Source organism: Frigoribacterium sp. Leaf186 (assembly GCF_001423905.1).
Classification (GTDB): domain Bacteria; phylum Actinomycetota; class Actinomycetes; order Actinomycetales; family Microbacteriaceae; genus Frigoribacterium.
In genome coordinates, this window is record NZ_LMPQ01000001.1 from 504,230 (window position 1) to 528,023 (window position 23,794).

Annotated in this window: 22 protein-coding genes; 14 read left to right on the plus strand and 8 right to left on the minus strand. The window is 71.3% G+C overall.

Going from position 1 to position 23,794, the window contains the following annotated elements; translation table 11 throughout:
- Positions 1-160: 160 nt before the first annotated feature.
- The 5 genes from ASG05_RS02325 to ASG05_RS02345 form a co-directional block, all read right to left on the minus strand.
- Positions 161-1,096, minus strand: a complete 936-nt coding sequence (locus tag ASG05_RS02325; RefSeq protein ID WP_056256848.1) for an ABC transporter substrate-binding protein — start codon at positions 1,094-1,096, stop codon at positions 161-163.
- Positions 1,093-1,833 (minus strand): ABC transporter permease, encoded by a 741-nt coding sequence (locus tag ASG05_RS02330; RefSeq protein WP_056256850.1) that lies wholly within the window; start codon positions 1,831-1,833, stop codon positions 1,093-1,095. Before ASG05_RS02330 ends, ASG05_RS02325 begins: the two co-directional genes overlap by 4 nt.
- Positions 1,830-2,516 (minus strand): ABC transporter permease, encoded by a 687-nt coding sequence (locus ASG05_RS02335; protein WP_056256853.1) that lies wholly within the window; start codon positions 2,514-2,516, stop codon positions 1,830-1,832. Before ASG05_RS02335 ends, ASG05_RS02330 begins: the two co-directional genes overlap by 4 nt.
- Positions 2,513-3,349: an ABC transporter ATP-binding protein gene (locus tag ASG05_RS02340; RefSeq protein WP_056256855.1), complete on the minus strand. Its 837-nt coding sequence runs from the start codon at positions 3,347-3,349 to the stop codon at positions 2,513-2,515. The genes ASG05_RS02335 and ASG05_RS02340 overlap by 4 nt, the downstream gene beginning before the upstream one ends.
- A 128-nt stretch (positions 3,350-3,477) precedes the next feature.
- A complete protein-coding gene (locus ASG05_RS02345) occupies positions 3,478-4,206 on the minus strand; it encodes a TetR/AcrR family transcriptional regulator (protein WP_056256858.1) in 729 nt (242 codons plus the stop codon).
- Between the two features lie 33 nt (positions 4,207-4,239).
- On the opposite strand from ASG05_RS02345, the gene ASG05_RS02350 reads away from it, so the two are divergent.
- The 7 genes from ASG05_RS02350 (at position 4,240) to ASG05_RS02380 (ending at position 10,945) form a co-directional block, all read left to right on the plus strand.
- The gene (locus ASG05_RS02350; RefSeq protein ID WP_162240621.1) at positions 4,240-4,968 is read left to right on the plus strand and encodes an SOS response-associated peptidase; all 729 of its coding nucleotides are present in this window, start codon (positions 4,240-4,242) and stop codon (positions 4,966-4,968) included.
- 38 nt (positions 4,969-5,006) lie between these two features.
- Positions 5,007-6,050 carry an App1 family protein gene (locus ASG05_RS02355; RefSeq protein ID WP_056256865.1) on the plus strand — a complete coding sequence of 348 codons (1,044 nt, stop codon included), beginning with the start codon at positions 5,007-5,009 and terminating at the stop codon, positions 6,048-6,050.
- 171 nt (positions 6,051-6,221) lie between these two features.
- The gene (locus ASG05_RS02360) at positions 6,222-6,539 is read left to right on the plus strand and encodes a helix-turn-helix domain-containing protein (protein WP_162240622.1); all 318 of its coding nucleotides are present in this window, start codon (positions 6,222-6,224) and stop codon (positions 6,537-6,539) included.
- Positions 6,536-7,819, plus strand: coding sequence for a type II toxin-antitoxin system HipA family toxin (locus tag ASG05_RS02365; protein ID WP_056256869.1), 1,284 nt, complete (start codon positions 6,536-6,538; stop codon positions 7,817-7,819). Before ASG05_RS02360 ends, ASG05_RS02365 begins: the two co-directional genes overlap by 4 nt.
- 118 nt (positions 7,820-7,937) lie before the next feature.
- Positions 7,938-8,264, plus strand: coding sequence for a DUF6504 family protein (locus ASG05_RS02370; protein WP_055972315.1), 327 nt, complete (start codon positions 7,938-7,940; stop codon positions 8,262-8,264).
- Positions 8,265-8,449: 185 nt separating this feature from the next.
- Positions 8,450-9,133, plus strand: coding sequence for a nicotinamide riboside transporter PnuC (pnuC, locus tag ASG05_RS02375; RefSeq protein WP_056256872.1), 684 nt, complete (start codon positions 8,450-8,452; stop codon positions 9,131-9,133).
- 12 nt (positions 9,134-9,145) lie between these two features.
- The gene (locus tag ASG05_RS02380) at positions 9,146-10,945 is read left to right on the plus strand and encodes a glycoside hydrolase family 15 protein (protein WP_255354534.1); all 1,800 of its coding nucleotides are present in this window, start codon (positions 9,146-9,148) and stop codon (positions 10,943-10,945) included.
- Between the two features lie 111 nt (positions 10,946-11,056).
- On the opposite strand, the gene ASG05_RS02385 is transcribed toward ASG05_RS02380, so the two are convergent.
- Complete coding sequence (locus ASG05_RS02385) at positions 11,057-12,421, minus strand: glucose-6-phosphate dehydrogenase (protein ID WP_056256878.1); 1,365 nt, start codon at positions 12,419-12,421, stop codon at positions 11,057-11,059.
- A 202-nt stretch (positions 12,422-12,623) separates the two neighbouring features.
- Positions 12,624-13,916, minus strand: coding sequence for an aromatic acid exporter family protein (locus ASG05_RS17000; protein WP_056256881.1), 1,293 nt, complete (start codon positions 13,914-13,916; stop codon positions 12,624-12,626).
- 163 nt (positions 13,917-14,079) lie between these two features.
- On the opposite strand from ASG05_RS17000, the gene ASG05_RS02395 reads away from it, so the two are divergent.
- From ASG05_RS02395 to ASG05_RS02420, 6 genes are all read left to right on the plus strand, one after another.
- Positions 14,080-17,568 carry a DNA polymerase III subunit alpha gene (locus ASG05_RS02395; protein ID WP_056256884.1) on the plus strand — a complete coding sequence of 1,163 codons (3,489 nt, stop codon included), beginning with the start codon at positions 14,080-14,082 and terminating at the stop codon, positions 17,566-17,568.
- A 93-nt stretch (positions 17,569-17,661) separates the two neighbouring features.
- Positions 17,662-18,684: a glutathione S-transferase family protein gene (locus ASG05_RS02400; protein ID WP_056256887.1), complete on the plus strand. Its 1,023-nt coding sequence runs from the start codon at positions 17,662-17,664 to the stop codon at positions 18,682-18,684.
- A gap of 19 nt (positions 18,685-18,703) precedes the next feature.
- Positions 18,704-19,039: a TraR/DksA C4-type zinc finger protein gene (locus ASG05_RS02405; RefSeq protein WP_056256891.1), complete on the plus strand. Its 336-nt coding sequence runs from the start codon at positions 18,704-18,706 to the stop codon at positions 19,037-19,039.
- Between the two features lie 161 nt (positions 19,040-19,200).
- Positions 19,201-20,490 carry a GAF domain-containing protein gene (locus ASG05_RS02410; RefSeq protein WP_056256893.1) on the plus strand — a complete coding sequence of 430 codons (1,290 nt, stop codon included), beginning with the start codon at positions 19,201-19,203 and terminating at the stop codon, positions 20,488-20,490.
- A 198-nt stretch (positions 20,491-20,688) separates the two neighbouring features.
- Positions 20,689-22,230 carry an aldehyde dehydrogenase family protein gene (locus ASG05_RS02415; protein ID WP_056256897.1) on the plus strand — a complete coding sequence of 514 codons (1,542 nt, stop codon included), beginning with the start codon at positions 20,689-20,691 and terminating at the stop codon, positions 22,228-22,230.
- On the plus strand, positions 22,230-22,640 hold the full coding sequence (locus ASG05_RS02420; RefSeq protein ID WP_056256900.1) for a DUF779 domain-containing protein: 411 nt from the start codon (positions 22,230-22,232) through the stop codon (positions 22,638-22,640). The genes ASG05_RS02415 and ASG05_RS02420 overlap by 1 nt, the downstream gene beginning before the upstream one ends.
- A gap of 50 nt (positions 22,641-22,690) precedes the next feature.
- Here ASG05_RS02420 and ASG05_RS02425 read toward each other — a convergent pair whose 3' ends face one another.
- Positions 22,691-23,332, minus strand: coding sequence for a hypothetical protein (locus ASG05_RS02425; protein ID WP_056256903.1), 642 nt, complete (start codon positions 23,330-23,332; stop codon positions 22,691-22,693).
- 88 nt (positions 23,333-23,420) lie between these two features.
- Between ASG05_RS02425 and rplU the strand changes: the two genes are divergently transcribed.
- Entirely contained in the window at positions 23,421-23,732 is a 312-nt protein-coding gene (gene rplU, locus ASG05_RS02430) for a 50S ribosomal protein L21 (RefSeq protein WP_056256906.1), read from the plus strand.
- The last annotated feature ends 62 nt before the right edge of the window (positions 23,733-23,794 follow it).

Consider the following 23,794-nt stretch of genomic DNA (forward strand, 5'->3'; position numbering starts at 1 on the left):
GTCGTGCGTCGCACCGTCGGGACGTGTCGAGCTTAGATCCGGAGATAAACAACACCTGTCGCTTTAGGCCCTCGGGCGCCGTGCACTCGCTGTGAAAGGGCCCCGGCACGACGGAGAGCCCCGTTCCGTGGACGGAACGGGGCTCTCTGAGGAGGTCTGCCTAGTTGTCGAGCAGGCCCTTCTCGGTCAAGTAGTCCTTGGCGATGGTCGCCGAGGACTCCTTGTCGGTCTGGCTCTTCGAGTTGAGCTCCTGCAGGTCGGAGGGGCTCAGGATCGCGTCGACGCTGTCGATGACGTCCTGCGCGTCGGAGTCGACCTTGTCGGACACGATCGGGACCACGTTCTGCGGCAGGATCATGTTCTCGGGGTCGTCCAGGGTGACGAGGTCGTTCTCGGCGATCAGCGGGCTGGCCGTGTAGATGTCGGCCAGCTGGACGCTGCCGTCGGTGAGGGCCTTGACCGTCAACGGGCCACCGCCGTCGTCGATCGGGGTCGAGGTCACGTCGACGCCGTAGACGCTCTTCAGGCCGGGAGGGCCGTACGGGCGTTCGGCGTTCTCGGGCGGGGCGCCGAGCGTCAGCGTGCCGGAGTAGTTCTTCAGGTCGGCGAGGCTCGTGATGTCGTTCTCTTCCGAGAACTCCTTCGTCACGTTGTAGCTGTCCTGGTCGGACGCCTCGGCGGCCTTGAGTGCGGTCAGCCCGTCGGGCAGGGCCTCGGCGAGGGCGGCCTCGACCTCTTCGGGCGACTTCGCGGTCTCTTCTTTGTCGTAGTACTGGAGCAGGTTGCCGGTGTACTCGGGGAAGACGTCGATCTTGCCGGACTCGAGCTCGGGCAGGTACACCTCGCGCTGGCCGATCTGGTACTGACGGTCGACCGTGTAGCCCTTGGCCTCGAGTGCCTGGGCGTAGAGCTCGGCGATGATCTCGTTCGAGTAGTACTGCTGCGAGCCGATGACGAGCGTGTCACCGTCGCTCGACGCGGACGAGTCGCCCGAGCTCAGCGGGTCGCTCGACGAGCACCCTGCCAGGGCCACCACGGCCCCGATCGCGACTGCGCCGAGAACGGTGAGCCGGCCCTTCTTGTTCGCTGTGATCACTGTGTGCCTTTCGTGAGGGGTGTTGCCGTGACCGCCCCGGGCCGGACGGCCTTGGAGCGGGTGTCGGAGGGGCGTCCGGCCGTGACCCCGGCGGGGACGACCAGGCGCTGGACGAGAGAGAACACGATCTCGAGGACGACCGCGAGGGCGATGACGAGGATGGAGCCCGCCAGCATCTTCGGGTAGTCGTTCGCCCGGAGTCCCGTGATGATGTAGCTGCCGAGACCGCCCGCACCGACGAAGGTGGCCAGGGTCGCCGTCGCGACGACCTGGAGGACGGCCGACCGGATGCCACCGATCAGCAGGGGCAGGCCGAGGGGCATCTCGACCTTCGTCATGATCTGCCACTCGGTCATGCCGACGGCCCGTGCGGCGTCGACGGTCTTGCGGTCGACGGCCTCGAAACCCGAGTACGCGCCGGCCAGGACGGAGGGGATCGCCAGGATGACGAACGAGACGATCGGTGCGGTCAGGCCGATGCCGACGGCGAGGGCGATCAGCGTGATGACGCCGAACGACGGGAGTGCCCGGGCCCCACCCGAGACCGAGACGGCGATCGACCGACCACGACCGGTGTGCCCGATCAAGAACCCGACGGGGATCGCGATCACCGAGGCGATCACCACCGACAGCGCGCTGTACCAGAGGTGCTGCCCCAACCTCGTGGGGATGCCGTCGGCGCCGGTCCAGTGGATCGGGTCGGCGAGCCAGGCGAAGGCCTCGACGAAGAAGTTCACGGGAACACGACCTTCTGGCGAGCCTGGACCGGCGCCACGGGCTTCTGCGCGGAGTCCTTGCGACTCCAGGGCATCAGCACCCGCCCGATGAGCACGAGCACGAAGTCCAGCACCAGGGCCATGACGATCGTGAGGACGATCCCCGTCACGATCTCGGCGGTGATGTCGCGCTGGAAGCCGTCGATGAACAGCAGACCCAGCCCGTTCACGCCGAGGACTCCGCCGACGGTGGCGAGGCTCACGGTGCTCACGACGACGACCCGGAGGCCGGCGAGCATGACCGGACCGGCCAGGGGGAACTCCACCCGCCAGAACCGTTGCCACGACGAGTACCCCACGGCCGTGGCCGATTGCTTGACGTCCGCCTCGACCGCCGCGAGTGCGTCGGCCACCGATCTCACCATGAGGGCGACGCCGTAGAGGGTGAGGCCGATGACGATGTTGATCGGACTGCGGAGCGAGGTGCCGAACACCACGGGCAGGGCGATGAGCAGGGGCAGCGACGGGATGGCGTAGAAGAGGCCGGCGACGGTGAGGATGCCGCGGGAGACCCGGTAACGGTTCGCGAACCACCCGATCGGCAGCGAGATGACGAAGGCCAGGACGACCGGCGGCACACTGAGGCCGAGGTGCACGATCGTCTTGTCGAGGATGTAGTCGCTGTTCGACACGATCCAGTTCACGACGCCTGCCCACCTCGGACCGACTCGGTCAACACGCCGGCGGTCCGTCCGTCACCGTCGACCACCACCTGCCCGGTCGGGGTCTGCTCGACGTGCAGGGCGCGCTTGCCCCGGTTGGCCCCGACGAACTCGGCGACGAAGTCGGTCGCCGGGGCCGACAGGATCTCGGCCGGGGTGCCCTGCTGAGCGATGTGCCCGCCCTTCTCGAGGATGACGACCTGGTCACCGAGGTAGAAGGCCTCGTCGATGTCGTGGGTCACGAAGACGACCGTCTTGTCGAGCTCACGCTGCAGGCGGATGAGCTCTTGCTGGAGGTCGGAGCGGACGAGCGGGTCGACGGCCCCGAACGGCTCGTCCATCAGCAGGATGTTCGGGTCGACTGCGAGCCCGCGGGCGACGCCGACGCGCTGCTGCTGCCCACCGGACAGCTGGCTCGGGTAGCGCTGGGCGAGGCCGCGGTCGAGCCCGACGGTGTCCATCAGCTCGAGGGCCCGGTCGCGCGCCTCCTTCTTGGAGGTGCCCTTGAGGACGGGCACGGTGGCGATGTTGTCGACGACCTTGCGGTGCGGCAGCAGCCCGGAGTTCTGCATGACGTAGCCGATGCTGCGGCGGAGGCCCACCGGCTCGAGGTCACCGATCGACTTGCCGTCGATCTCGATCACACCCGAAGTCGGGTCGACCATCCGGTTGATCATGCGGAGGATGGTCGTCTTGCCACACCCACTCGAGCCGACGAAGACCGTGGTCTTGCGGGACGGGATCACGAGGCTGAAGTCGTCGACCGCGAGGGTGCCGTCGGGGTACTGCTTCGTCACGGAGCGGAACTCGATCATGGGTGGCTCATTCCTCGTGGGCAGCACGAATCGACACTTGCCAGGGCGTTCACCCAACCACAGTTCTCGACGATGTGTCACCGACCTCGCCGAGGCGTAGGACACACGCCGTCACACGGCCCGCGAGGTCAGTTCATGGTGACCAAGGGCTCGAGATAGCCCGTCAGCACCGACCGGCACTGGCCGACGAAGCGCTCGTCGCCCGTGACGTCGTCGATGAACGCGCGGGCCAGCAGGGCGTTGGCGATCTCGACCGCGACCTGCAGGCCCAGCTCGAGCTCGTCGGTGCGGGTGACCGAGCAGTGGTCGACGAAGACGGCCGACAGCTGGTCGGCCAGCGGGCTCGTGTACTGGCGCGACTCGGGGGTGCGCACGTCGGGCGCGTCGCCGAAGCGGATGGCGCGGAACCCGGGCTCGCTGCGGTACATCTCGGCCTTGGCGTCGACGAACAGGTCGACGGCACGACGCCAGTCGGTCACGTCGTCGTCGGACACGGCCTCGGTCACCCGACCGGTCAGCCGCTGGACGCAACGGAGCGCCAGGGCGTCGACGACGGCGATGCGGTCGGGGAAGTACCGGTAGACGGTGCCGATCGAGGCCCCTGCCCGCTCGGCCACCATGGCCGTCGTCAGACGCTCGTAGCCGATCTCGTCGATGATGGCCGCGGCCGCGTCGAGCAGGCCGGTGAGCCGCGCCGAGCTGCGGGCCTGGACGGGCTCGTTCCTGAGCAGCGGTGAACCCCCGGGCAGTGCGTCATTGACGTCGGTGACGAGCAACGTTTCTCCGTTTCGTGGCGATGCCTCGACGGGGTCGGGCATGGTGCGACGACGTCGGAGGGCGACCGTGGTGTCGGTCACCGGTTGTCGGCGGCTGCCACCAGAATGGATCCCATGTGCGGACGATTCGTGATGGCACGCGCCTCGAGCGACCTGGTGGCCCTGTTCGACGTCGATGTGTCAGGAGAAAGTCTCCCAGAGCCTTCCTGGAATATCGCTCCGACTCGGCCGGTGAGTCTGCTGGTCGACGCGGCTCCGCGGGGCGACGACGCGGGGGGCCCGCCGGTGCGGCGACTCGCCGCCGCCCGCTGGGGCCTCGTGCCCGGCGGGTCGACGGGCCCCGACGCCGGTCCCCCGCTGTTCAACGCGCGCTCCGAGTCGGCCGCCGAGAAGCCGTCGTTCCGCGACGCCGTCGTCTCTCGACGGGGGCTGGTGCCGGCCACGGGCTGGTTCGAGTGGCAGACGCTGCCCGACGGCCGGAAGCGCCCGGTCCTCGTCCGCCTGCCCGACGACGAGGTGATCCTGTTCGGCGCGCTCTACGAGTGGTGGCGCGACCCGTCCGCCGAGGTGGGCGCCCCGTCTCGGTGGCTGCTGTCGACGACCGTCTTGACCCGCGCCTCCTCGGGTCCCGTGTCCGAGGTGCACGACCGCATGCCGGTGCTCGTCGGCACCGACGTCATGGACGACTGGCTCGACCCCGAGACCGAGGGCGACGACGACCTGGTGCAGGGCATCGCCGGCCTCGGCGGCGAGATCGCCGACCGCCTGCTGCACCACGAGGTCGGCCCCGAGGTCGGCACGACGACCGTCGACCACCCCGGTCTGCTCGATCCCGTGCACTGAGCCGCCCGCCCGGCGGCCCGTCATGCGAGACTGACCGGATGCCCGACACCCGCAAGGCACCGCCCGCCGCCGTCGAGCCGTTCCTGCACCGCGCGGCACGCATCGAGAACTCGGTCCACCGCTTCCGCGAGAAGCGTGCTCGGCGTCGTGGCCTCCTGCCGACCGTCGTGCCGTACACCGGGTACGGGGCTCCGGGGTGGGCACGCGTGCTGTCCCGCGTGCTGCTGACCCGCACGGGCACCCTGTCGGGCATCGACCGCCTCAACGTCAGGGGCTGGCGCAGCTTCACGAGCGTCCCGGTCGAGAAGGCGCTCGTCGAGATCTCGCTCGGGGGTCGCGTCCAGCGCGTCCAGACCGACCGCGGTGGCGTGCTCGACGCGCGCATACCGGTCGACCTCGAGCCGGGTTGGCACGTGGCGACCCTGACCACCGAGGGCTCGACCCCGGTCGAGGCGCCGATCTTCGTGATCGACCCGGAGGCGCGGTTCGGCATCGTCTCGGACATCGACGACACCGTGATGGTCACCTCGCTGCCCCGGCCGCTGCTCGCCGCCTGGAACACCTTCGTGCTGAACGAGCACGCCCGGCGGCCCGTGCCCGGCATGGCGGTCCTGTACGAGCGGCTCAACGCGGCGAACCCCGGGTGCCCCGTCGTCTACCTGTCGACGGGCGCGTGGAACGTCGCGCCGACGTTGTCGCGGTTCCTGTCGCGCAACCTGTACCCGAGCGGCCCGCTGCTGCTCACCGACTGGGGTCCGACGCACGACCGGATCTTCCGGAGCGGCCGCCTGCACAAGCAGGAGTCGCTGCGTCGCCTGGCCGAGGAGTTCCCCGAGCTCAAGTGGCTGCTGGTCGGCGACGACGGCCAGCACGACGAAGAGCTGTACGGCACCTTCTTGCACGACCACCCCGAGAACGTGGCCGCCGTGGCCATCCGTCAGTTGTCCCCCAGCGAGGCCGTGCTGGCCGGGGGGCGGTCGTCGCGGTCCGAGCACGCCGGCAGCAGCGAGGTGACCTGGGTGTCGGCACCCGACGGCGCAGGCCTGTGGGAGCAGTTGCTCGACAACGGCGTCATCGACTGAACCCCGGTCGACCGAACCCCGAGCGACTTAACCCTGATCGACGTCGAGCGTCGTGCAATAGTGGGATAGTCCCTTTTACGGGCTCGTTCTGGCTGTTATGCTGGGTTATCCCGTGATTGGAGAACCATGTTCGGCGACGAGCAGAGACCAGACGACACGGCGGGTCCGGTCGTGTCCACCGACGAACGCGAACGCCAGGTGGGCGAGCAGGTCCGTCGCCTCAGGCTCGACCGGGGCCTCGACCAGGTCGAGCTCGCCCGACGGGCGGACCTCTCGCCGAGCACCGTGCAGTCGCTCGAGGCCGGGCGGGGCAGCACCCTGCGCAGCCTCGTCCGCGTCCTGAGGGCGTTGGGCGCCGACGACGCCCTCGCCCGCCTGACTCCGGCGAGCGCCGTCAGCCCCCTCGACGTGCTGAGGTCGTCGGTGGACGAGCCACGACGCCGGGTGTACCGGCCCCGGGGCGCCCGGTCGCCGGGGGCCGACTCGTGAGCTGGGTGCCGGTCCGTGCGGTCGAGGTGACGGCGTGGGGGCTGCGGGTGGGAGCCGTGGCACCCGATCCCGCTCTCGGCGCGTACGTGTTCGAGTACTACCCGGACTGGGTGGCCCGAGGCATCGAGCTGGCCCCGTTGACCATGCCGACCAGCGTCCGCCGGCACGTGTTCCCGCAGCTGCCCGAGGCGACGTTCCACCGGCTGCCGGCCGTGCTGGCGGACGCGATGCCGGACGACTTCGGCAACGCCGTGATCGACGCCTGGCTGGCGCGGCAGGGCGTGTCACGGCAGCTCGTGAGCCCGTTGGACCGGCTGGCGTACATGGCGGACCGGGCGATGGGCGCACTCGAGTTCCGCCCGTCCCGGGGCCCTCGCCAGCGGACGGCCAGTGCGCTCGAGCTCAGCGAACTGGTCGACGGGGCCAGGAGCGTGCTGGACGCCCGCTTCAGCGACGACCGCGAGACGGAGTCGGCCATCCGGTCGTTGATCCAGGTCGGGACGTCCGCGGGTGGGGCGCGGGCCAAGGCGGTGGTCGCGTGGAACCGTGCGACGGGAGAGATCCGGTCCGGTCAGGTGGCGGCGCCCGAGGGGTTCGAGCACTGGCTGATCAAGCTCGACGGCCTGGGACCGGACTCCGAGTTGGGGTCGGGGGGCCTCGCCGGCCGGGTCGAGTACGCGTACTCGTCGATGGCGGGGGCGGCGGGCATCGACATGGCCGAGTGCCGGCTGCTCGACGAGAACGGGCGGTCGCACTTCATGACCCGACGGTTCGACCGTCGGGCCGGGGGCAAGGCGCACGTCCTGACGCTCTGCGGGGCGGCCCACCTCGACTTCCGGCAGCGGCAGGCCCACGACTACGGTCAGCTGTTCGACGCCGTCCGCCGGCTGGGGCTCGGTGACGAGGCGATGGCCCAGGCGTTCCGTCGGATGGTCTTCAACGTGCTGGCCGCCAACAACGACGACCACACCAAGAACTCGTCGTTCCTGCTGGCCGGGCCCGGGGCGTCGTGGGCCCTGTCCCCCGCGTACGACGTGACCTTCGCGCACAACCCGACGGGGCGGTGGACGTACCAGCACCTGATGGGGGTGGACGGGGTCTTCCGAGACGTCTCGCGGGCGGACGTGATGCGTCTGGCCGACCGGTTCCTGGTGCGGGACGCGTCCGGCATCGTCGACGAGGTGCGCGACGCGGTGGGTCGGTGGCGCTCGTTCGCCGACGAGGCCGGCCTGCCCCGTGAGGCGGTCGACCACGTCGAGGAGGCGCTGCCCCGCTGGTGAGGCGGCTCCCGCCCCGGCGCCCCACGGCACCGACCCCACATCGCACCCTGGGGGTGGCCGATGTCGGTGGGGATTCGTAGACTCCGTTCGAACACACATTCGAACGAGAGGTCGGCAGATGAGGGTGGACGAGAAGGTCCCGGTCGAGACGACCGCCGACGGGGCGCCCCTGCGCTTCGAGTGGCGAGGGGTCGTGTACGGCGTCGTCAGCTCGCCAGAGCTCTGGGTGACGCGCACCGACTGGTGGCGGTCGGCGACCCGGGCACCCCGCGGGGCGAGCGCGCACCTGCTCGAGATGACGGTCTGGCGGGTCGACGCGGTGCCGCTCACCGACGGCGCCCATCGGGTCGACGGCACCTTCGACCTGGCACTCGACGGGCGAGGCGACTCGTGGCTGCTGCTCGGGGTCTTCGACGACCGGGTCGAACAGCAGCTGTTCGCCTGACGGACGAGGACGGCTCGCGCCGGGGCCGTGCCCACAAGGGCCGTGCCCACAGGGGCCGTGCCCACGGGGGCCGCGCCCACAGGGAATGGCCCCCGTGCCACACTCGTTGCACCACCAGGCGCGCTGCGCCCCGGGGGACGCCGTGGTCCCGCACCATCCGCCACCCCGACCGAAGAGAGCACCCGATGAACCCGTTGTTGTGGTTGTTCGACGCCCAGTTGCACATCGGCGACCAGACGATCCTCTGGCGCGAGGTGGTCGGCAACGTCTTCGGCCTGCTCAGCGCCCTCGGCGGCATGCGACGCAAGGTCTGGGCCTGGCCGGTCGGCATCGTCGGCAACGCGCTGCTGTTCACCGTCTTCCTCGGCGCGGTGTTCGACACCCCGAACCCGGTCAACCTGCTGGGCCAGGCCGCTCGACAGGTCATGTTCGTCGTCGTGTCGATCTACGGCTGGTACCGGTGGAAGCACGCGGGCGACAGCGGCGGTGCGGCCGTCGAGCCCCGCTGGGCCGGGTGGAAGAACCGGGTCCTGCTCGTCGTCGCGCTGGTGGGTGGCACCGCCGTCCTCACGCCCGTCTTCCGCCTCCTCGGGTCGTACGAGCCCGTCTGGGCCGATGCCTGGATCTTCACCGGGTCGCTGCTGGCGACCTACGGCATGGCCAAGGGCTGGGTCGAGTTCTGGCTGATCTGGGTCGCGGTCGACCTGGTCGGCACTCCCCTGCTCTTCAGCGCCGGCTACTACGCGTCGGCGTTCATGTACGTCTTCTACGGCGCGTTCACGCTCGCCGGCTTCGTCGTCTGGGCCCGCACCCGCCGGGAGAAGCCCAAGGTCGAGACGCTCTGGCCCGATCCGACGCTGCAACGCTGACCCCGGCCGAGGGTGCGCTGGTTTGATGAGCGCATGCCCCTGCCCATCGAGAACTACGCACTGATCGGCGACCTGCACACCGGATGCCTCGTGGGCACCGACGGCAGCATCGACTGGCTGTGCCTGCCCCGCTTCGACTCCGCCTCGACCTTCGGCGCCCTCCTCGGCGACCACGAGTCCGGCCGCTGGCTCGTGGCCCCGGCCGACCCCGACGCCACCTCGACCCGGCGCTACGTCGAGGACACCTTCGTGCTCGTCACGCGCTGGACGACTCCCACCGGGGTCGTCGAGGTCACCGACCTGATGCCCTACGGCGACCGACGGGCCGACGTGGTCCGCCGCGTCACCGGCGTCTCGGGCACGGTCTCGATGCACGTCGACCTCGCCATCCGGTTCGGTTACGGCACGGCCGTGCCCTGGGTGCGGCAGGTGCCCGAGGGCGACGACACCGTGCTCGTCGCCACCGCGGGGCCCGACGCCGTCGTCGTCCGGGGGCCCCGGCTGACGGCGACGGACCACACCCACGAGGCGACCTTCGACGTCGCACCGGGCGAGACCGTCGACCTCAGCCTCACCTGGTACCCGTCGCACCGCGAACCGCCCGCTCCGTTCGACGTGTCGGCCCGCATCGACGAGACCGTCGCTTGGTGGCAGGAGTGGGCGTCACGCTGCTCGGCGCCCGAGGTCTACGGCCGCGAGGTGCACCGCTCGCTGCTCATCCTGCGGGCCCTGACCAACGAGGACACCGGCGGCATCGTCGCCGCGGCGACCACGAGCCTGCCCGAGCAGTTCGGCGGCTCTCGCAACTGGGACTACCGGTACGTGTGGCTGCGCGACGCGTCGATGACGCTCCAGGCGCTCATCCTGCACGGGTACGCCGAAGAAGCCGACCGGTGGCGCGGCTGGTTGCTACGCGCCATCGCCGGCGACCCCGCCGACGTGCAGATCATGTACGGCCTGGCCGGCGAACGGTACCTCGACGAGCGCGAGGTCGACGGGCTGCCCGGCTACGAGGGGGCGTCCCCCGTGCGCGTCGGCAACGCCGCCTACGAGCAGTACCAGGGCGACATCTTCGGCGAGGTGATGGTCGCCCTGCACGAGGCCCGCCTGCTCGGCGTCGAGGAGAGCGAGTACTCCTGGCCGCTGCAACGCGCACTGATGCAGTACGTCGAGGACAACTGGACCCGCCCCGACAACGGCATCTGGGAGATCCGGGGCGAGCTGCAGCACTTCACCCACTCGCGCGTGATGATCTGGGCCGCCCTCGACCGGGCCATCCAGGGCGTCGAGCAGTTCGGCCTGGACGGCCCCGTCGACCGATGGCGCGGGTTGCGCGACGAGGTGCGCGCCGAGATCGAGACCCACGGCTGGAACGCCGACCGCGCCTCCTTCACCCAGCACTACGGCACGACCGAGGTCGACGCGTCCCTGCTGCAGCTGCCACAGGTCGGCTTCGTCGCCGCCGACGACCCGCGCATGCTCGGCACCGTCGCCGCGATCGAGCACGACCTGCTGCAGGACGGCCTGCTGATGCGCTACCGCACCGAGAGCGGCGTCGACGGGCTCGAGGGTGCCGAGAACCCCTTCTTGACCTGCTCGTTCTGGCTGGCCGAGCAGTACGCGGCCTCGGGGCGGGTCGACGACGCCGTCACCCTGATGGACCGCCTGGTGGGCTACTGCAACGACGTCGGCATGCTCTCCGAAGAGATCGAGGTCGCCACCGGACGCCACGTCGGCAACACCCCGCAGGCCCTCTCGCACCTGGCGCTGGTGCGCGCGGCGGACGCGATCTCGAAGGCGAAGGCGCGCTAGGGCCCCGGTCGACACCGCTGCCCGCCCGGTGGCGCCACCACGGCGACGCCCCGACGGCGACGGCCGCCCTGCTCTGACGAGCGGGGCGGCCGTGACGGATGACGCGAGGGATCAGGCGGGCCAGTCCTTCGGACCGGTCGACCCGGCGGCGTAGGTGTCGAGCGGCACGCGGTCGGCCTTCCAGGCCTCGATCACGGGGGCGACGATCGCCCAGCAGCGCTCGGCGACGTCGCCACGGATCGACAGCGTCGGGTCGTCGTGGAAGATGCCGCTGAGCACCTCGCCGTAGGGGGTCAGCTCGGGCTTGCCGAGCGTCACCTGGAACGTCGACTTCTCGAGGTCGAAGGGGTTGCCCTTGCCGTTGGTCGTGACGCCGAGCTCCATCGTCTCGGGGCTGATCTCGATGCGCAGCGTGTCGGGCGTCGACGACCCGTTGAGGCCCTCGGGCAGCGCCGGCACCGGCTTGAAGGTGATGAGCACCTCTTTGCGGATCTTCGTCATGCCCTTGCCGGAGCGCAGGACGAACGGCACGCCCGCCCAGCGACGCGTCTTGACCTCGAACTCGACCTCAGCCAGGGTCTCGGTCTGACGCTCGACGTCGACGCCGTCCTCGTCGGCGTACGCGGGGACGTCCTTGCCGTCGATGGTGCCGGCGGAGTACTGCGCGCGCCGGCTCGAGGCGATCGGGTCGGCGCCCTTGACCCAGGTGGCCCGCAGCACGCGGGCGATCTCGCTGCGCAGCTCGACCGAGTCGATGCTCGACGGAGCGTCCATCGCGATGACCGCCAGCACCTGCAGGAGGTGGCTCTGGATCATGTCGATCAGGGCGCCGGCCTTGTCGTAGTACTGGGCGCGACCCTCGAGGCCGAGGACCTCGTCGTAGAAGATCTCGACCTTCTCGATGTTGTCGCCGTTCCAGACCGGCTCGAACAGGCGGTTCGCGAAGCGCAGGCCGATCATGTTCAGCACGGTCGCGCGACCCAGGAAGTGGTCGGTGCGGTGGATGCGCTCTTCGGGGACGATCTTGAGCAGCTCGGCGTTCAGTTCGCGAGCGCTCTCTTCGTCGGAGCCGAACGGCTTCTCGAGGGCGAGGCGGAGGCCGTCGGGCAGGTCGATCTCGGCGAGCGCCTGGATCACCTTGGTGCTGATGGCGGGCGGCAGGGCGAAGTACATCACCGGGGTGCCCTCGCTGGCCTCGAAGAGGGCCTTCAGGTGCTCGACCGTGGTCGGGTCGCCCTGGATGTAGCGGCTCGACGCGAGGGTCTTCTTGGCCAGGTCGCTGCCGGCGTCGCCGTTGAAGGCGGTCGTGACGACGTCGTCCCATTCTTCGGGGCTGCGCTCGCTTCGACCGGTGCCGATCAGCTGGACGTCGACGCCGCGGTCGCTCTTCAGCAGGCTCGCGAGGCCGGGGAGCAGCAGACGCTCGGTGAGGTCTCCGCTGGCTCCGAGGATGATGAGGGTGGTGGTGTCTGTCACAGTGCAGCTTTCGTGGGGAGGGCGGCGATCGTGTCGTCGCTGGTCGATCGGGCGGCGGGGGTTCTCGGGGCCACGGGTGTCAACGCACAGGGGGGACGGGCATTCCCGTCGACCGCCCCGGCCGGGTGGGGGCACGGGTCGCGTCTCGGCGCCGGTGCCCGGTCAACCGTACTGCTCCCGGGCGGCGAGCGCCGTATCGAGGTCAGCGACCGGCGTCGGCGTCGGAGTCCTGCACCGTGTCGTGCGGGGCGGTGTCGCGGGGCGCGCTGTCGTCGTCGACCGGGCCCGTGCTGTCGGTGCCGCCCACGCGGCCGCCGGCACCGTCGTCGGCCGTCGCGCGCGCCTCCTCGGCAGCGTCGTCCTCGGGGCGGGGCGCGGTGGTGTCGTCCGGGTCGAGGGCGGCGATGACGCGCCCGAGCGAGACCGCGATCGACACGCCACCGCTCGTGGCGGTGGTGGGGCGATCGCGGTGGCGGTCGACGGCGTCCCAGAGGTCGGCGACGCGTCGGCGGGCGTCGGTGAACGCGTCGGCGTCGTCGGTGCCGTGGCGCCGGATGACGGTGGCGACGCCGTGCACGGCGCGGGCGACGTCGGGCGCGAGGTCGTCGGGCATGCCGATCTGGCGGCCGATGCGTCGACCGAGGATGCCCGAGACCTCGGCGACGTCCTGCAGGTGGAACGACACGCGCTCGTAGACGGCGAGGTCGGCGTACTCCTGCGAGAGGTCCCGGCGCCGCAGCAGCCGACGGGGGTTCAGGTGTCGGGACTCGTCGGCGAACCGGACGGCCTCGCGCACCCGCCGCAGCGTGCTCGGCAGGACGCCGACGCGGCGTTCCCACTCGTCGTCCTCGAGCGGCCAGGTCGTCTCGAACACCCCGGCGATCTCGTCGGCCCGGTCGGCGAGCGAGTCCCGGACGCGGGCGAGGCGCCCGTCGGCGCGCGAGGAGTAGAGCGGGGGCACGAGCACCAGGTTGACCACGACTCCGACGACGACGCCGACGCCCACCTGCACGACGTAACCCAGCGAGTAGGCCTCGGCGTTCGCGCCGCCGAGCAGCAGGACGAACAGTCCGGCCGTCAGCACCCAGTCCCGGCCGGCACCGAGCCAGCGGATGCCTGCCACGAGCACGCCCACCCCGACGACGAGCGCAACGGCGAGCACGCCGGGCTGGCCCTCTTGCAGGGCGAAGACCGTGGTGGCGAGGACGATGCCGACGACGAGGCCGAGCAGCACCTGGAACCCCTGCCGCACCGAGCTCTTGATGGTCGGGTACATGGCGATGACGGCGCCGAGCGGGGCGTAGTAGGGGTACTCGGCCGCGACGCCCGGCACGTGCGGGGCGATCCAGTAGGCGAGCGCCGCGGCGAGCGCGGTCTTCACGGCGAGCAGGAGGCGCGGCTGGGCCAGCAGGACGCGGGTCCAGTGGGTCGCGGTGCGGGCCTCGCGACGCAGTGCGCCCCCGCGACGGGGCGGGGCGGGGCGTCGATCGGGCATGCCCCGATGATGACAGGCCGCGGGACGGGACGGGCGGGTCGGACGCTCGGACGGGCGGGTCGGACGCCGGGACGGGCGCGACGGGTCGCCCGTGGCGACGTACACTGGTCGAACACCTGTTCGAACGACCCGGCCGGGGGTTCAGCAGCCCGAGGTACCGACCATGAGCTTCACCCATCTGCGCGTCGCGTCGGCGTTCAGCGCCCACCACGGCACGGCGCACCCGAAGGCGCTCGTCGACGCCGCCGTCGCGGCGGGGGCGGACGCCGCGGCGATCACCGATCGCGACGGGCTGTACGGGGCGATCCGCCACATCGGGGCGTGCCGGACGGCGGGCGTCGACCCGATCGTCGGGGTCGAGCTGGGCTGCCGCGACGACCGCGAGGGGGTCGTGGGGGGCGCGTCCGCCGGTGCGGCCGACGTGCAGGGGGGGTCGGCCGGGTCGTCCGCCGTCGACCGCATCGTGGTGCTGGCGCACGGGGCGCGGGGCGGTGGCCCCGCGAAGGCCGGGTGGGCTGCGCTGTGCCGCCTGATCAGCGCGTCGCACGGGCGGGCCACCCGCAAGGCCAGCGGCAGCGCCAACAGCGTCGCGACGATCGCCCGTTCGCGGGTGCGCGGGTTCGTGCAGGGCGAGACCGAGCCCGCGGCGACCGTCCTGCTGGGGCCCGACTCCGACGTCGGGCGACTCGTGCAGGCCGGACGGCACCGCGAGGCCGCGGCGTCCCTCGCGGACTGGGCGGCGGCCCTGCCGGGCGGGGTCGTGGTCGAGGTGGTCTGCCACCTGACCGAGCCGGGTGAGAGCCGCAGCATCCGGCACGCGGCGCGCATGCTCGAGCTCGCCGACCACGTCGGGGTGCCGGCCGTGCTGACGAACGCCGTGCGCTACCTCGACCCCGACGAGGCGGTCACGGCCGACGTGCTCGACTCGGCAGGTCACCTGGCGGCGCTCGGGTCGTTCCGCCCACAGCCCAACGCGCAGGCGTACCTCAAGGGCCACGGCGACATGCGCCGGTTGGCCCGCCTGGTGAGCGACGCGTCGTCGTTGCCGCGCAGCGCCGGCGACGAGATGCTCGCCGCGACCGAGCGGCTGGCCGACCGGTGCCGGCTCGACCCCGTCGCCGACCTCGGCTGGGGCCGGCCGAAGGTGCCGGAGCTCAGCGCGATCGGCGTCGACGGCGACCCCGACCAGGCCCTGTTCCGGCGGGCCGAGGCGGGCGTCACCGAGCGGTTCGGCGACGCCGACCGCGCCCTGCGCGACAAGGTCGAGAACCGCATGCGCTACGAGCTCGGCATCATCACCGGCTTCGGCTTCGCGGGGTACTTCCTCACCGTGGCCGACGTCTCGGCGCTGATGCGCGACCTGCGGGTGCGCAACGCGGCACGCGGCTCGGGTGCCGGCAGCCTGGTCACCTACCTGCTGCGCATCTCGAACGTCGACCCGATCGAGCACGACCTGCTGTTCGAGCGGTTCCTCGGCAACAAGCGCGAGACCCTGCCCGACATCGACATCGACGTCGAGGCGGCCAGGCGACACGAGGTCTACCGGGCGATCTTCGACCGGTACGGCAGCAACCGGGTCACGCTCATGTCGATGCAGTCCACCTACCGGGGTCGCGGTGCGGTGCGCGACGCCGGTCTCGCCCTGGGGCTCGACGACGAGCAGATCGACCTGGTGGCGAAGAACGTCTGGCGCTCGAACGCCCGCGACTTGCGCACCGCGATGGCCGAGAAGCCCGAGCTGCGCGAGATCGCCGAGCTGGCCCGCAGCAACGACCAGATCGACCTGCTGGTCGACCTCAGCGAACGGCTCGACCGCCTGCCCCGGCACATCTCGATGCACCCGTGCGGGGTGATCCTCGGCGACTCCGACCTGCTCAGCACCACGCCCGTGCAGCCGAGCGGCATCGGTCTGCCGATGAGCCAGTTCGACAAGCACGACATGAACGACGCCGGCCTGCTGAAGCTCGACGTCCTCGGGGTCCGCATGCAGAGCTCACTGGCCTACGCCCTCGACGAGATCGAACGGGTGAACGGTCCGCGCGCCGCCCTCGCCGGAGCCCTGCCGGTCGACGTGCCGTACGTGAACCGTCAGGGGCGCATCGAGCTCGACGAGATCCCCCACGACGACGAGCCCACCTTCGAGGCGATCCGCACGACGCACACGCTCGGCATGTTCCAGATCGAGAGCCCGGGGCAGCGCGAGCTGATCGGCAAGATGCAGCCCGACCGCTACGAAGACCTCATCGCCGACATCTCGCTGTTCCGGCCCGGCCCGATGAAGGGCAACATGATCGCGCCCTTCCTCGACACCAAGCACGGGTTCCAGCAGCCCGACTACCTGCACCCGAGCTTCGCCGCGTTCCTCGACGACAGCTACGGCGTGGTCATCTACCACGAGCACGTGCTGCGCATCCTCGAGGCCACCATGCAGGTGTCCCTCGCCGAGGCCGACGAGATCCGGCGCCACATGGGCAAGGGTGACGACGACGCCCTCGAGGCCACCTTCCGCGAGCGCACCCGGGGCAACCTCGACCCCGCGACCGGGCGTCGCCGTTTCGACGACGCCGCGGTCGACCGCATCTGGGCGGCGCTCAAGGGGTTCGGGTCGTTCGGCTTCTGCAAGGCCCACGGCGCCGCGTTCGCCCTGCCCACCTACCAGAGCGCCTGGCTGAAGACCCACTACCCGGCCGAGTTCCTGGCCGGCATCCTCACCCACGACCCGGGCATGTACCCGAAGCGGCTGCTGTTGACCGAGGCCCGACGCATGGGCGTGCCCGTGCTGCCGCTCGACGTCAACGCCTCGACCGACGTCTACCGGGTCGAGCGCCTCCGTCCGCCGGCGACCCCGATCGCCCCGACCCGGGTCGGTGACCTCGGGCTGAGGCTCTCGCTGGCCGACGTGCACGGCATCAGCGACGCCGAGCTGGCCCGGGTGGTCGTGAACCGCCCCTACGACTCGATCACCGACTTCTGGCAGCGGGCGACGCCGTCACGGTCGCTGTTCGAACGCCTGGCCCAGGTCGGCGCCCTCGACTCGGTCGCGGGGCCCGGTCGCACCCGCGGCGACGTCCTCGCCCGGGTGCGGGCCCTCACCGGCCGGTCGTCCCGCCCCCGGGCCGCCGACGTCGAGAACCAGCTCGACTTCTCGATCGACGACTCCGACACGGTGCCGACCGGGACGCCCGACGTCGGTGCCCGGCAGCGCGTCAGCGACGAGCTCGACATCCTGTCGATGGAGGTCAGCGAGCACGTGATCGAGAGCTACCGGCCGATGCTCGACGACCTCGGCGTGGTGCGGGCCGCCGACCTCCGCGACCACTGGAACGGCACGACCGTCCTCGTCGCGGGCATCCGCATCGCCACCCAGACCCCGCCGATGCGCAGCGGCAAGCGCGTCGTCTTCATCAGCCTCGACGACGGCAGCGGCTGCTCGGACTCGACGTTCTTCGAGGAGGCCCAGGCCCGCGCCGGCTCCCTGTTGTTCGGCACGCAGCTCATGCTGATCCAGGGGCGCACCCGTCGCACCGGCGAGCGCGGCATCTCGCTCGAGGCCGAGAACGCGTGGGACCTCAAGGCGATGTGGCGCGACTGGAACGCGACCCGCGCCTCCTCGTCCCGCGCCTCCACGTCCCTGGCAGTCGAGAACTCCTGACCCATGCCGCGCCCGCCCGCTCCGGGGCCGCCGTCACGGGCCGGCCGACGCACCGACCAGGAATCACCGACGCCCCGTGCGTAGGGTGGCGCCATGAGCGATCAGCAGGTCAAGGGCAGCTACGTCGAGCCGGGCCAGGAGTACACCCGCGACACCAACTACATCGAGGACCGCATCACGCGCGACGCCGTCGACGGCTGGCCGGTCGAGGCCGGCCGCTACCGGCTCGTGGCCGCCCGGGCCTGCCCGTGGGCGAACCGCAGCGTCATCTCGCGTCGCCTGCTCGGGCTCGAGGACGCGATCTCGCTCGGCCTGCCCGGCCCCACGCACGACGCCCGCAGCTGGACCTTCGACCTCGACCCCGACGGTCGAGACCCCGTGCTCGGCATCGAGCGCCTTCAAGAGGCCTTCTTCGCCCGCACGCCCGACTACCCGCGGGGCATCACCGTGCCCGCCGTCGTCGACGTGCCGAGCGGCAAGGTCGTGACCAACGACTTCCCGCAGATCACGCTCGACTTCGCCACCGAATGGACCGAGTTCCACCGGGAGGGCGCGCCCGACCTCTACCCCGAGGCACTGCGCGGCGAGATCGACGAGGTGGCCGACGTGGTGTTCCGCGACGTCAACAACGGCGTCTACCGGGCCGGCTTCGCGGGCTCGCAGAAGAGCTACGAGCGGGCCTACCGCACCCTCTTCGACCGGCTCGACTGGTTGTCCGAGCGACTGGCCGGGCAGCGCTACCTCGTCGGCGACACGATCACCGAGGCCGACATCCGCCTCTTCACGACCCTCGCCCGGTTCGACGCGGTCTACCACGGGCACTTCAAGTGCAACCGGAACAAGCTCACCGAGATGCCGGTGCTCTGGGCCTACGCCCGCGACCTGTTCCAGACCCCCGGGTTCGGCGACACGATCGACTTCGACCAGATCAAGGCGCACTACTACGTCGTGCACTCCGACATCAACCCGACCGGCATCGTCCCCGCCGGGCCCGACCCGTCGGGGTGGCTCGCCGAGCACGGTCGCGAGCAGCTCGGCGGTCGGCCGTTCGGCGACGGGACTCCCCCGGCTCCGCCCCGCGCGGGCGAAGAGGTGCCGCCGCTCACCTCGGCCTGACCATCGGTACCGTGATCGCGTGATCGACCCCTCCGACCGGCTGCGCACGACGCGCGACGAGGCCCTGACGCTGGCGGGGCGGCTGCTCGTCGACATGGAGGCGGTGGCTGCGGCCCGCGAGGGAGCCAACGTCGACGACGAGCACGACCCCGAGGGCTCGACCATCGCCTACGAGCGGTCGCAGCTCGACGCCGTCCGCCGGTCGGCGCTCGAGCGGGCGGCCGACGCGGAGGCCGCCCTGGCCCGGCTCGCCGACGGCACGTTCGGCCGCTGCGAGCGCTGTTCCGCCCGCATCGGCGAGGCGCGGCTCGAGGCGCGACCCACCGCCCGACTCTGCATCGACTGCGCGAGCTGACCCGCGCCTCCTCGACCGGGTCGCCGGCGCCCCGCCGGGGTCACAGCAGACCCCCACCCGACGCCCTTCCCCACGGACCCGGCCCGCCGTACGCTGACAGCACCACGGCGACGACGCCGCACCACGGCCGCCTCGCCCCGATCGACGACGATGGGTGCCCGATGTCCCTCACCGCGAGCCGTCCGCCCCGCGACGCCGGGCCGGTGCGCCGGGTGGTTCGCGACTCGTGGGACCGCGCCTCGCGGCACCGGCTCGACCCCGACGGCCTGCCGCGGCTCGAGCTGCCGGAGGACGACCTCGACGACTGGCGCCGCGACCACCCCCTGGCGCTCGCCCTGCCCGTCGTCCGCCGCCTGCTGGTCGACGACGTCGCGGGATCGGGCCTGCTCGTGGCGATCGGCGACGAGCACGGCCGCCTGCTCTGGGTCGAGGGCGACCCCTCGGCCCGCCGCCGGGCCGAGGACATGCTGTTCGTCGCGGGGGCCGGATGGTCGGAGGCGCGGGTCGGCACCTCGGCACCGGGCACCGCGCTCGTGCTCGACCGGGGCGTGCAGATTCGCGGCGACGAGCACTGGAACCACCGCGTCCGGGCCTGGAGCTGCACGGCCGTGCCGGTCCACGACCCCGTCGACGGGCACCTGATCGGCGTCGTCGACATCACCGGAGACGACCGGGCCGCCGGCTCGATGACCCTTCCCCTGGTCACCGCGACCGTCGCCGCCGTGGAGGCGCACCTCGCGCTCCTGCGGTACGCCGCGGCCGGTCGCGCCCCGGCTCGCCCCTCGCACCACCCCGTGCGCACGGTGTCGAGCCGCACCTCCCCCGCCGTCGCCGCGTCGGCGCGGGGCACCGCCCCGACCGCCTCCACGACCCTGACGACCCTCGGCCGGGACGAGGCGGTCCTCTCGGTCGGCGACGGCCGCATCACCCTGGGCGCACGGCACTCCGAGATCATGACCCTGCTCGCCCATCGCGCCACCGGCTACACGGCGCCCGAGCTGGCCGACGCGGTCTACGGCGACGTCGACGCCGTGACGACGCTCCGCCCCGAGCTGGTGCGGCTGCGGCACGTGGTCGAGGCCCTCGACCCCACACTGGTCCCCCTGTCGCGCCCGTACCGGCTGCCCCGACCCGTGGCGCTCGACCTCGACGCGCTCGTCGGACTCGTCGACCGGGGCGCTCGTCGTGCCGCCGTGCGGGCCGACACGGGCCCCGCGCTGCCGGCGTCCACCGCCCCCGGCGTCGTCGCCCTGCGCGCCGAGGTGGCTGCCACCGTGCGGGACGCCGTCCTCACCGACGGGTCGCTCGAGACCCTCCAGGCGTTCGCCGAGTCGGCCGCGGGCCGTGACGACGCGGGCGTCCTGTTCGAGCTGCTGCGTCGCCTGCCCCCGGGCTCGCCTCGCCGGCCCCACCTCGTCGCGCACCTCGAGGCCCTCGACGACCGGGCCTGACCCGGTCCCTCGCGCGCGCCTCCCGCCCTCATCCGAGCACGTCCGGCGCTGCTCCACGCGTGCCTCCCGCATCTGCCCGCACGCGCCTCCCGCCCTGGTCCGCACGCGCAACCCGATGCAACCCCCTCCGCCGTAGCCTGCCGCCAGCGGCGGGCGATCCCCGCCGCCCGTCCGACACCGTCGTCGAAAGGGACCGTCATGACCGTCACCACTCCTCCGAACACCTACGCCGCACCGGGACAGCCCGACGCGAAGGTGGCCTTCAAGCCCCGCTACGACCACTTCATCGGCGGCGAGTACGTCGCCCCCGCGAGCGGTCGGTACTTCGAGAACCCCAGCCCCGTGAACGGCAAGGTCTTCACCGAGGTCGCCCGCGGCAACGCCGCCGACGTCGACAAGGCGGTCGAGGCCGCCTGGCGGGCCTTCGACTCGTGGAAGAAGACCACGATCGCGCAGCGCGCGCTGATCCTCAACCGGATCGCCGACGTCATGGAGGCGAACCTCGAGATGCTCGCCGTCGCCGAGACCTGGGACAACGGCAAGCCCATCCGTGAGGCCCTCGCCGCCGACGTGCCGCTCGCGATCGACCACTTCCGGTACTTCGCCGGCGCGATCCGTGCGCAGGAGGGCTCCACCGGTGAGATCGACAACGACACGGTCACCTACCACTTCCACGAACCGCTCGGCGTGGTCGGCCAGATCATCCCCTGGAACTTCCCGCTGCTGATGGCCGTGTGGAAGCTCGCGCCGGCCCTCGCCGCCGGCAACTGCGTCGTCCTCAAGCCTGCCGAGCAGACCCCCGCGTCGATCCACGTGTTCATGGACCTGATCAAGGACCTCCTGCCCGCCGGGGTGCTCAACATCGTCAACGGCTTCGGCGTCGAGGCCGGGGCGCCCCTGGCGAGCCACCCGAACATCCGCAAGATCGCGTTCACGGGCGAGACCACGACCGGTCGCCTCATCATGCAGATGGCCAGCGAGAACCTCATCCCGGTGACCCTCGAGCTCGGCGGCAAGAGCCCCAACGTCTTCTTCGCCGACGTCGCCGACGAGCGCGACGATTTCTACGACAAGGCGCTCGAGGGCTTCTCGTTCTTCAACCTGAACTCGGGCGAGGTCTGCACCTGCCCGAGCCGTGCGCTCGTGCAGCAGTCGATCTACGACCAGTTCACCGCCGACGGTGTCGAGCGCGTGAAGAAGGTCAAGCAGGGCAACCCGCTGTCGATGGACACGATGATCGGCGCCCAGGCCTCGAACGACCAGCTCGAGAAGATCCTCAGCTACATGGACATCGGCAAGCAGGAGGGCGCGAAGCTCCTGCTCGGCGGCGACCGTGCCGACCTGGGCGGTGACCTGACCGAGGGCTACTACGTCAACCCGACGATCTTCGAGGGCCGCAACTCGATGCGGATCTTCCAGGAGGAGATCTTCGGCCCCGTCCTCTCGCTCACCAGCTTCAGCGACTACGACGACGCCATCAAGATCGCCAACGACACCCTGTACGGCCTGGGCGCCGGCGTGTGGAGCCGCAACGGCGCGCAGCTCTACCGGGCCGGACGCGACATCCAGGCCGGTCGCGTCTGGTCGAACACGTACCACCAGTACCCGGCGGGTGCGGCCTTCGGCGGCTACAAGCAGTCCGGCATCGGTCGCGAGAACCACAAGATGATGCTCGACCACTACCAGCAGACGAAGAACCTGCTCGTCAGCTACGCGGACGGTCCGATGGGCTTCTTCTGATGACGCGGCCCACCCCCTCGCGGGTCGACGTCTCGCCCGAGGCCGCGGCGTTCCTCGTCGACCTCACGGCTCAGCACGGCCCGCTGATGTTCCACCAGTCGGGCGGTTGCTGCGACGGCTCGTCGCCGATGTGCTACCCCGTCGGGTTCTTCCGGGTGGGTGCCGTCGACGTCCACCTCGGCGACCTGCACGTCGACGGCATCGACCCGATCGAGGTGTACATGTCGCGCAGCCAGTTCGAGTACTGGAAGTACACGCACCTCACCATCGACGTCGTGCCCGGCCGCGGAGCCGGGTTCTCGGTGGAGAGCCCGGAGGGCAAGCGGTTCCTCGTCCGGTCGCGGATGCTCGACGACGACGAGCTGCGGGCGTTCGGGCTCGACGAGGCCGTGGCGAGCACGCCGGGCTGACCGCGCCGGGCTGATCGCGCCGGGCTGAGCACGCCGGGACGGCTCGACGGTCAGTCGGTCGACGGGTGGGGCAGGGCGTAGGTGCCGTGCCCCACCCGGTCGATCACTCCCTGCCGGGCCAGGACGCTGAGAGTCGAGAGCACGCTGCTGCGTCGGTAGTCGGGCAGCGCGGCGACGATCTCGGTGGTCCGACGCGAGCCGCCGCGCAGCACCTCGGGCACCCGGTCGGCCAGCGAGTCGCCGACGGGGGGCGTCGCCGTCGCGACGTCCGTCGGGTCGCCGGCCCGCGCCTCCTCGGCGTACTCGGCACGGGCCTGGTCGAGGCCCTCGGCCGAGACGCGCGTGGTCGACCCGTCGGCACCCGACGCGTGGGCGTAGGGCCCGAGGGTCAGCGACCGTCCGACGCGGGCGTAGACGGCCGAGGCGCTCGTGCCCTGGTGCTCGGCGATCTCGGGGTACGAGGCGCCGCCGAGCAGCAGCACGGCCTCGCCCTCGAGCCCGAGCCACTGGCCGAGGCTCGCGATCTCCCACCCGGCGGTCGTGACGGCCGAGCCCCACACCTCGACGTCGTCGGCGTGCTCGGTCGTCAGCGTCTTCAGGTCGTCGAGCAGGTCGAGCAGGCGTTCGCGGGCGTCGTCGACGATCTCGGCCGTGAACTGCGGCGGGCGGCGAAGTTTGATCGGTCGTGACATTTGTGAAAGACTATCCAAGTTGCCCTCGCGGCACCACGACGTCGTCCGGCAGTCCGGGCGTCACACCCCCCACTTTTTTGGAGTTCCCATGGCTTTCGCAATCGTGCGCGCCGGTGGCCGGCAGGAGAAGGTCGAGGTCGGCACCATCCTGACCGTCGACCGCCTCAAGGCCGCGACCGCCGAGACCGTCTCGTTCGTCCCCGTCCTGCACGTCGACGGCGACGCCATCCTGTCGGGCGACGACCTGGCGAAGGTCACGGTCGAGGGCGAGGTCCTGAACGACCTGCGCGGCCCGAAGATCGTCATCCAGAACTACAAGAACAAGACCGGGTACAAGCGTCGCATGGGCTTCCGTGCCGACCTGACCCGCGTCAAGATCACCTCGATCACCACCAAGTAAGGGGCTGAGAACACATGGCACACAAAAAGGGCGCATCGTCCACCCGCAACGGTCGTGACTCG

Bases quoted from the DNA above. Each gene is read 5' to 3' on its own strand.
- ASG05_RS02350 (WP_162240621.1), top strand. From the start codon at position 4,240: ATGTGCGGACGATTCGTGATGGCACGCGCCTCGAGCGACCTGGTGGCC.
- ASG05_RS02355 (WP_056256865.1), top strand. From the start codon at position 5,007: ATGCCCGACACCCGCAAGGCACCGCCCGCCGCCGTCGAGCCGTTCCTG.
- ASG05_RS02410 (WP_056256893.1), top strand. From the start codon at position 19,201: ATGTCCCTCACCGCGAGCCGTCCGCCCCGCGACGCCGGGCCGGTGCGC.
- ASG05_RS02370 (WP_055972315.1), top strand. From the start codon at position 7,938: ATGAGGGTGGACGAGAAGGTCCCGGTCGAGACGACCGCCGACGGGGCG.
- rplU (WP_056256906.1), top strand. From the start codon at position 23,421: ATGGCTTTCGCAATCGTGCGCGCCGGTGGCCGGCAGGAGAAGGTCGAG.
- ASG05_RS17000 (WP_056256881.1), bottom strand. From the start codon at position 13,916: ATGCCCGATCGACGCCCCGCCCCGCCCCGTCGCGGGGGCGCACTGCGT.
- ASG05_RS02425 (WP_056256903.1), bottom strand. From the start codon at position 23,332: ATGTCACGACCGATCAAACTTCGCCGCCCGCCGCAGTTCACGGCCGAG.
- ASG05_RS02395 (WP_056256884.1), top strand. From the start codon at position 14,080: ATGAGCTTCACCCATCTGCGCGTCGCGTCGGCGTTCAGCGCCCACCAC.
- ASG05_RS02400 (WP_056256887.1), top strand. From the start codon at position 17,662: ATGAGCGATCAGCAGGTCAAGGGCAGCTACGTCGAGCCGGGCCAGGAG.
- pnuC (WP_056256872.1), top strand. From the start codon at position 8,450: ATGAACCCGTTGTTGTGGTTGTTCGACGCCCAGTTGCACATCGGCGAC.
- ASG05_RS02420 (WP_056256900.1), top strand. From the start codon at position 22,230: ATGACGCGGCCCACCCCCTCGCGGGTCGACGTCTCGCCCGAGGCCGCG.
- ASG05_RS02415 (WP_056256897.1), top strand. From the start codon at position 20,689: ATGACCGTCACCACTCCTCCGAACACCTACGCCGCACCGGGACAGCCC.
- ASG05_RS02340 (WP_056256855.1), bottom strand. From the start codon at position 3,349: ATGATCGAGTTCCGCTCCGTGACGAAGCAGTACCCCGACGGCACCCTC.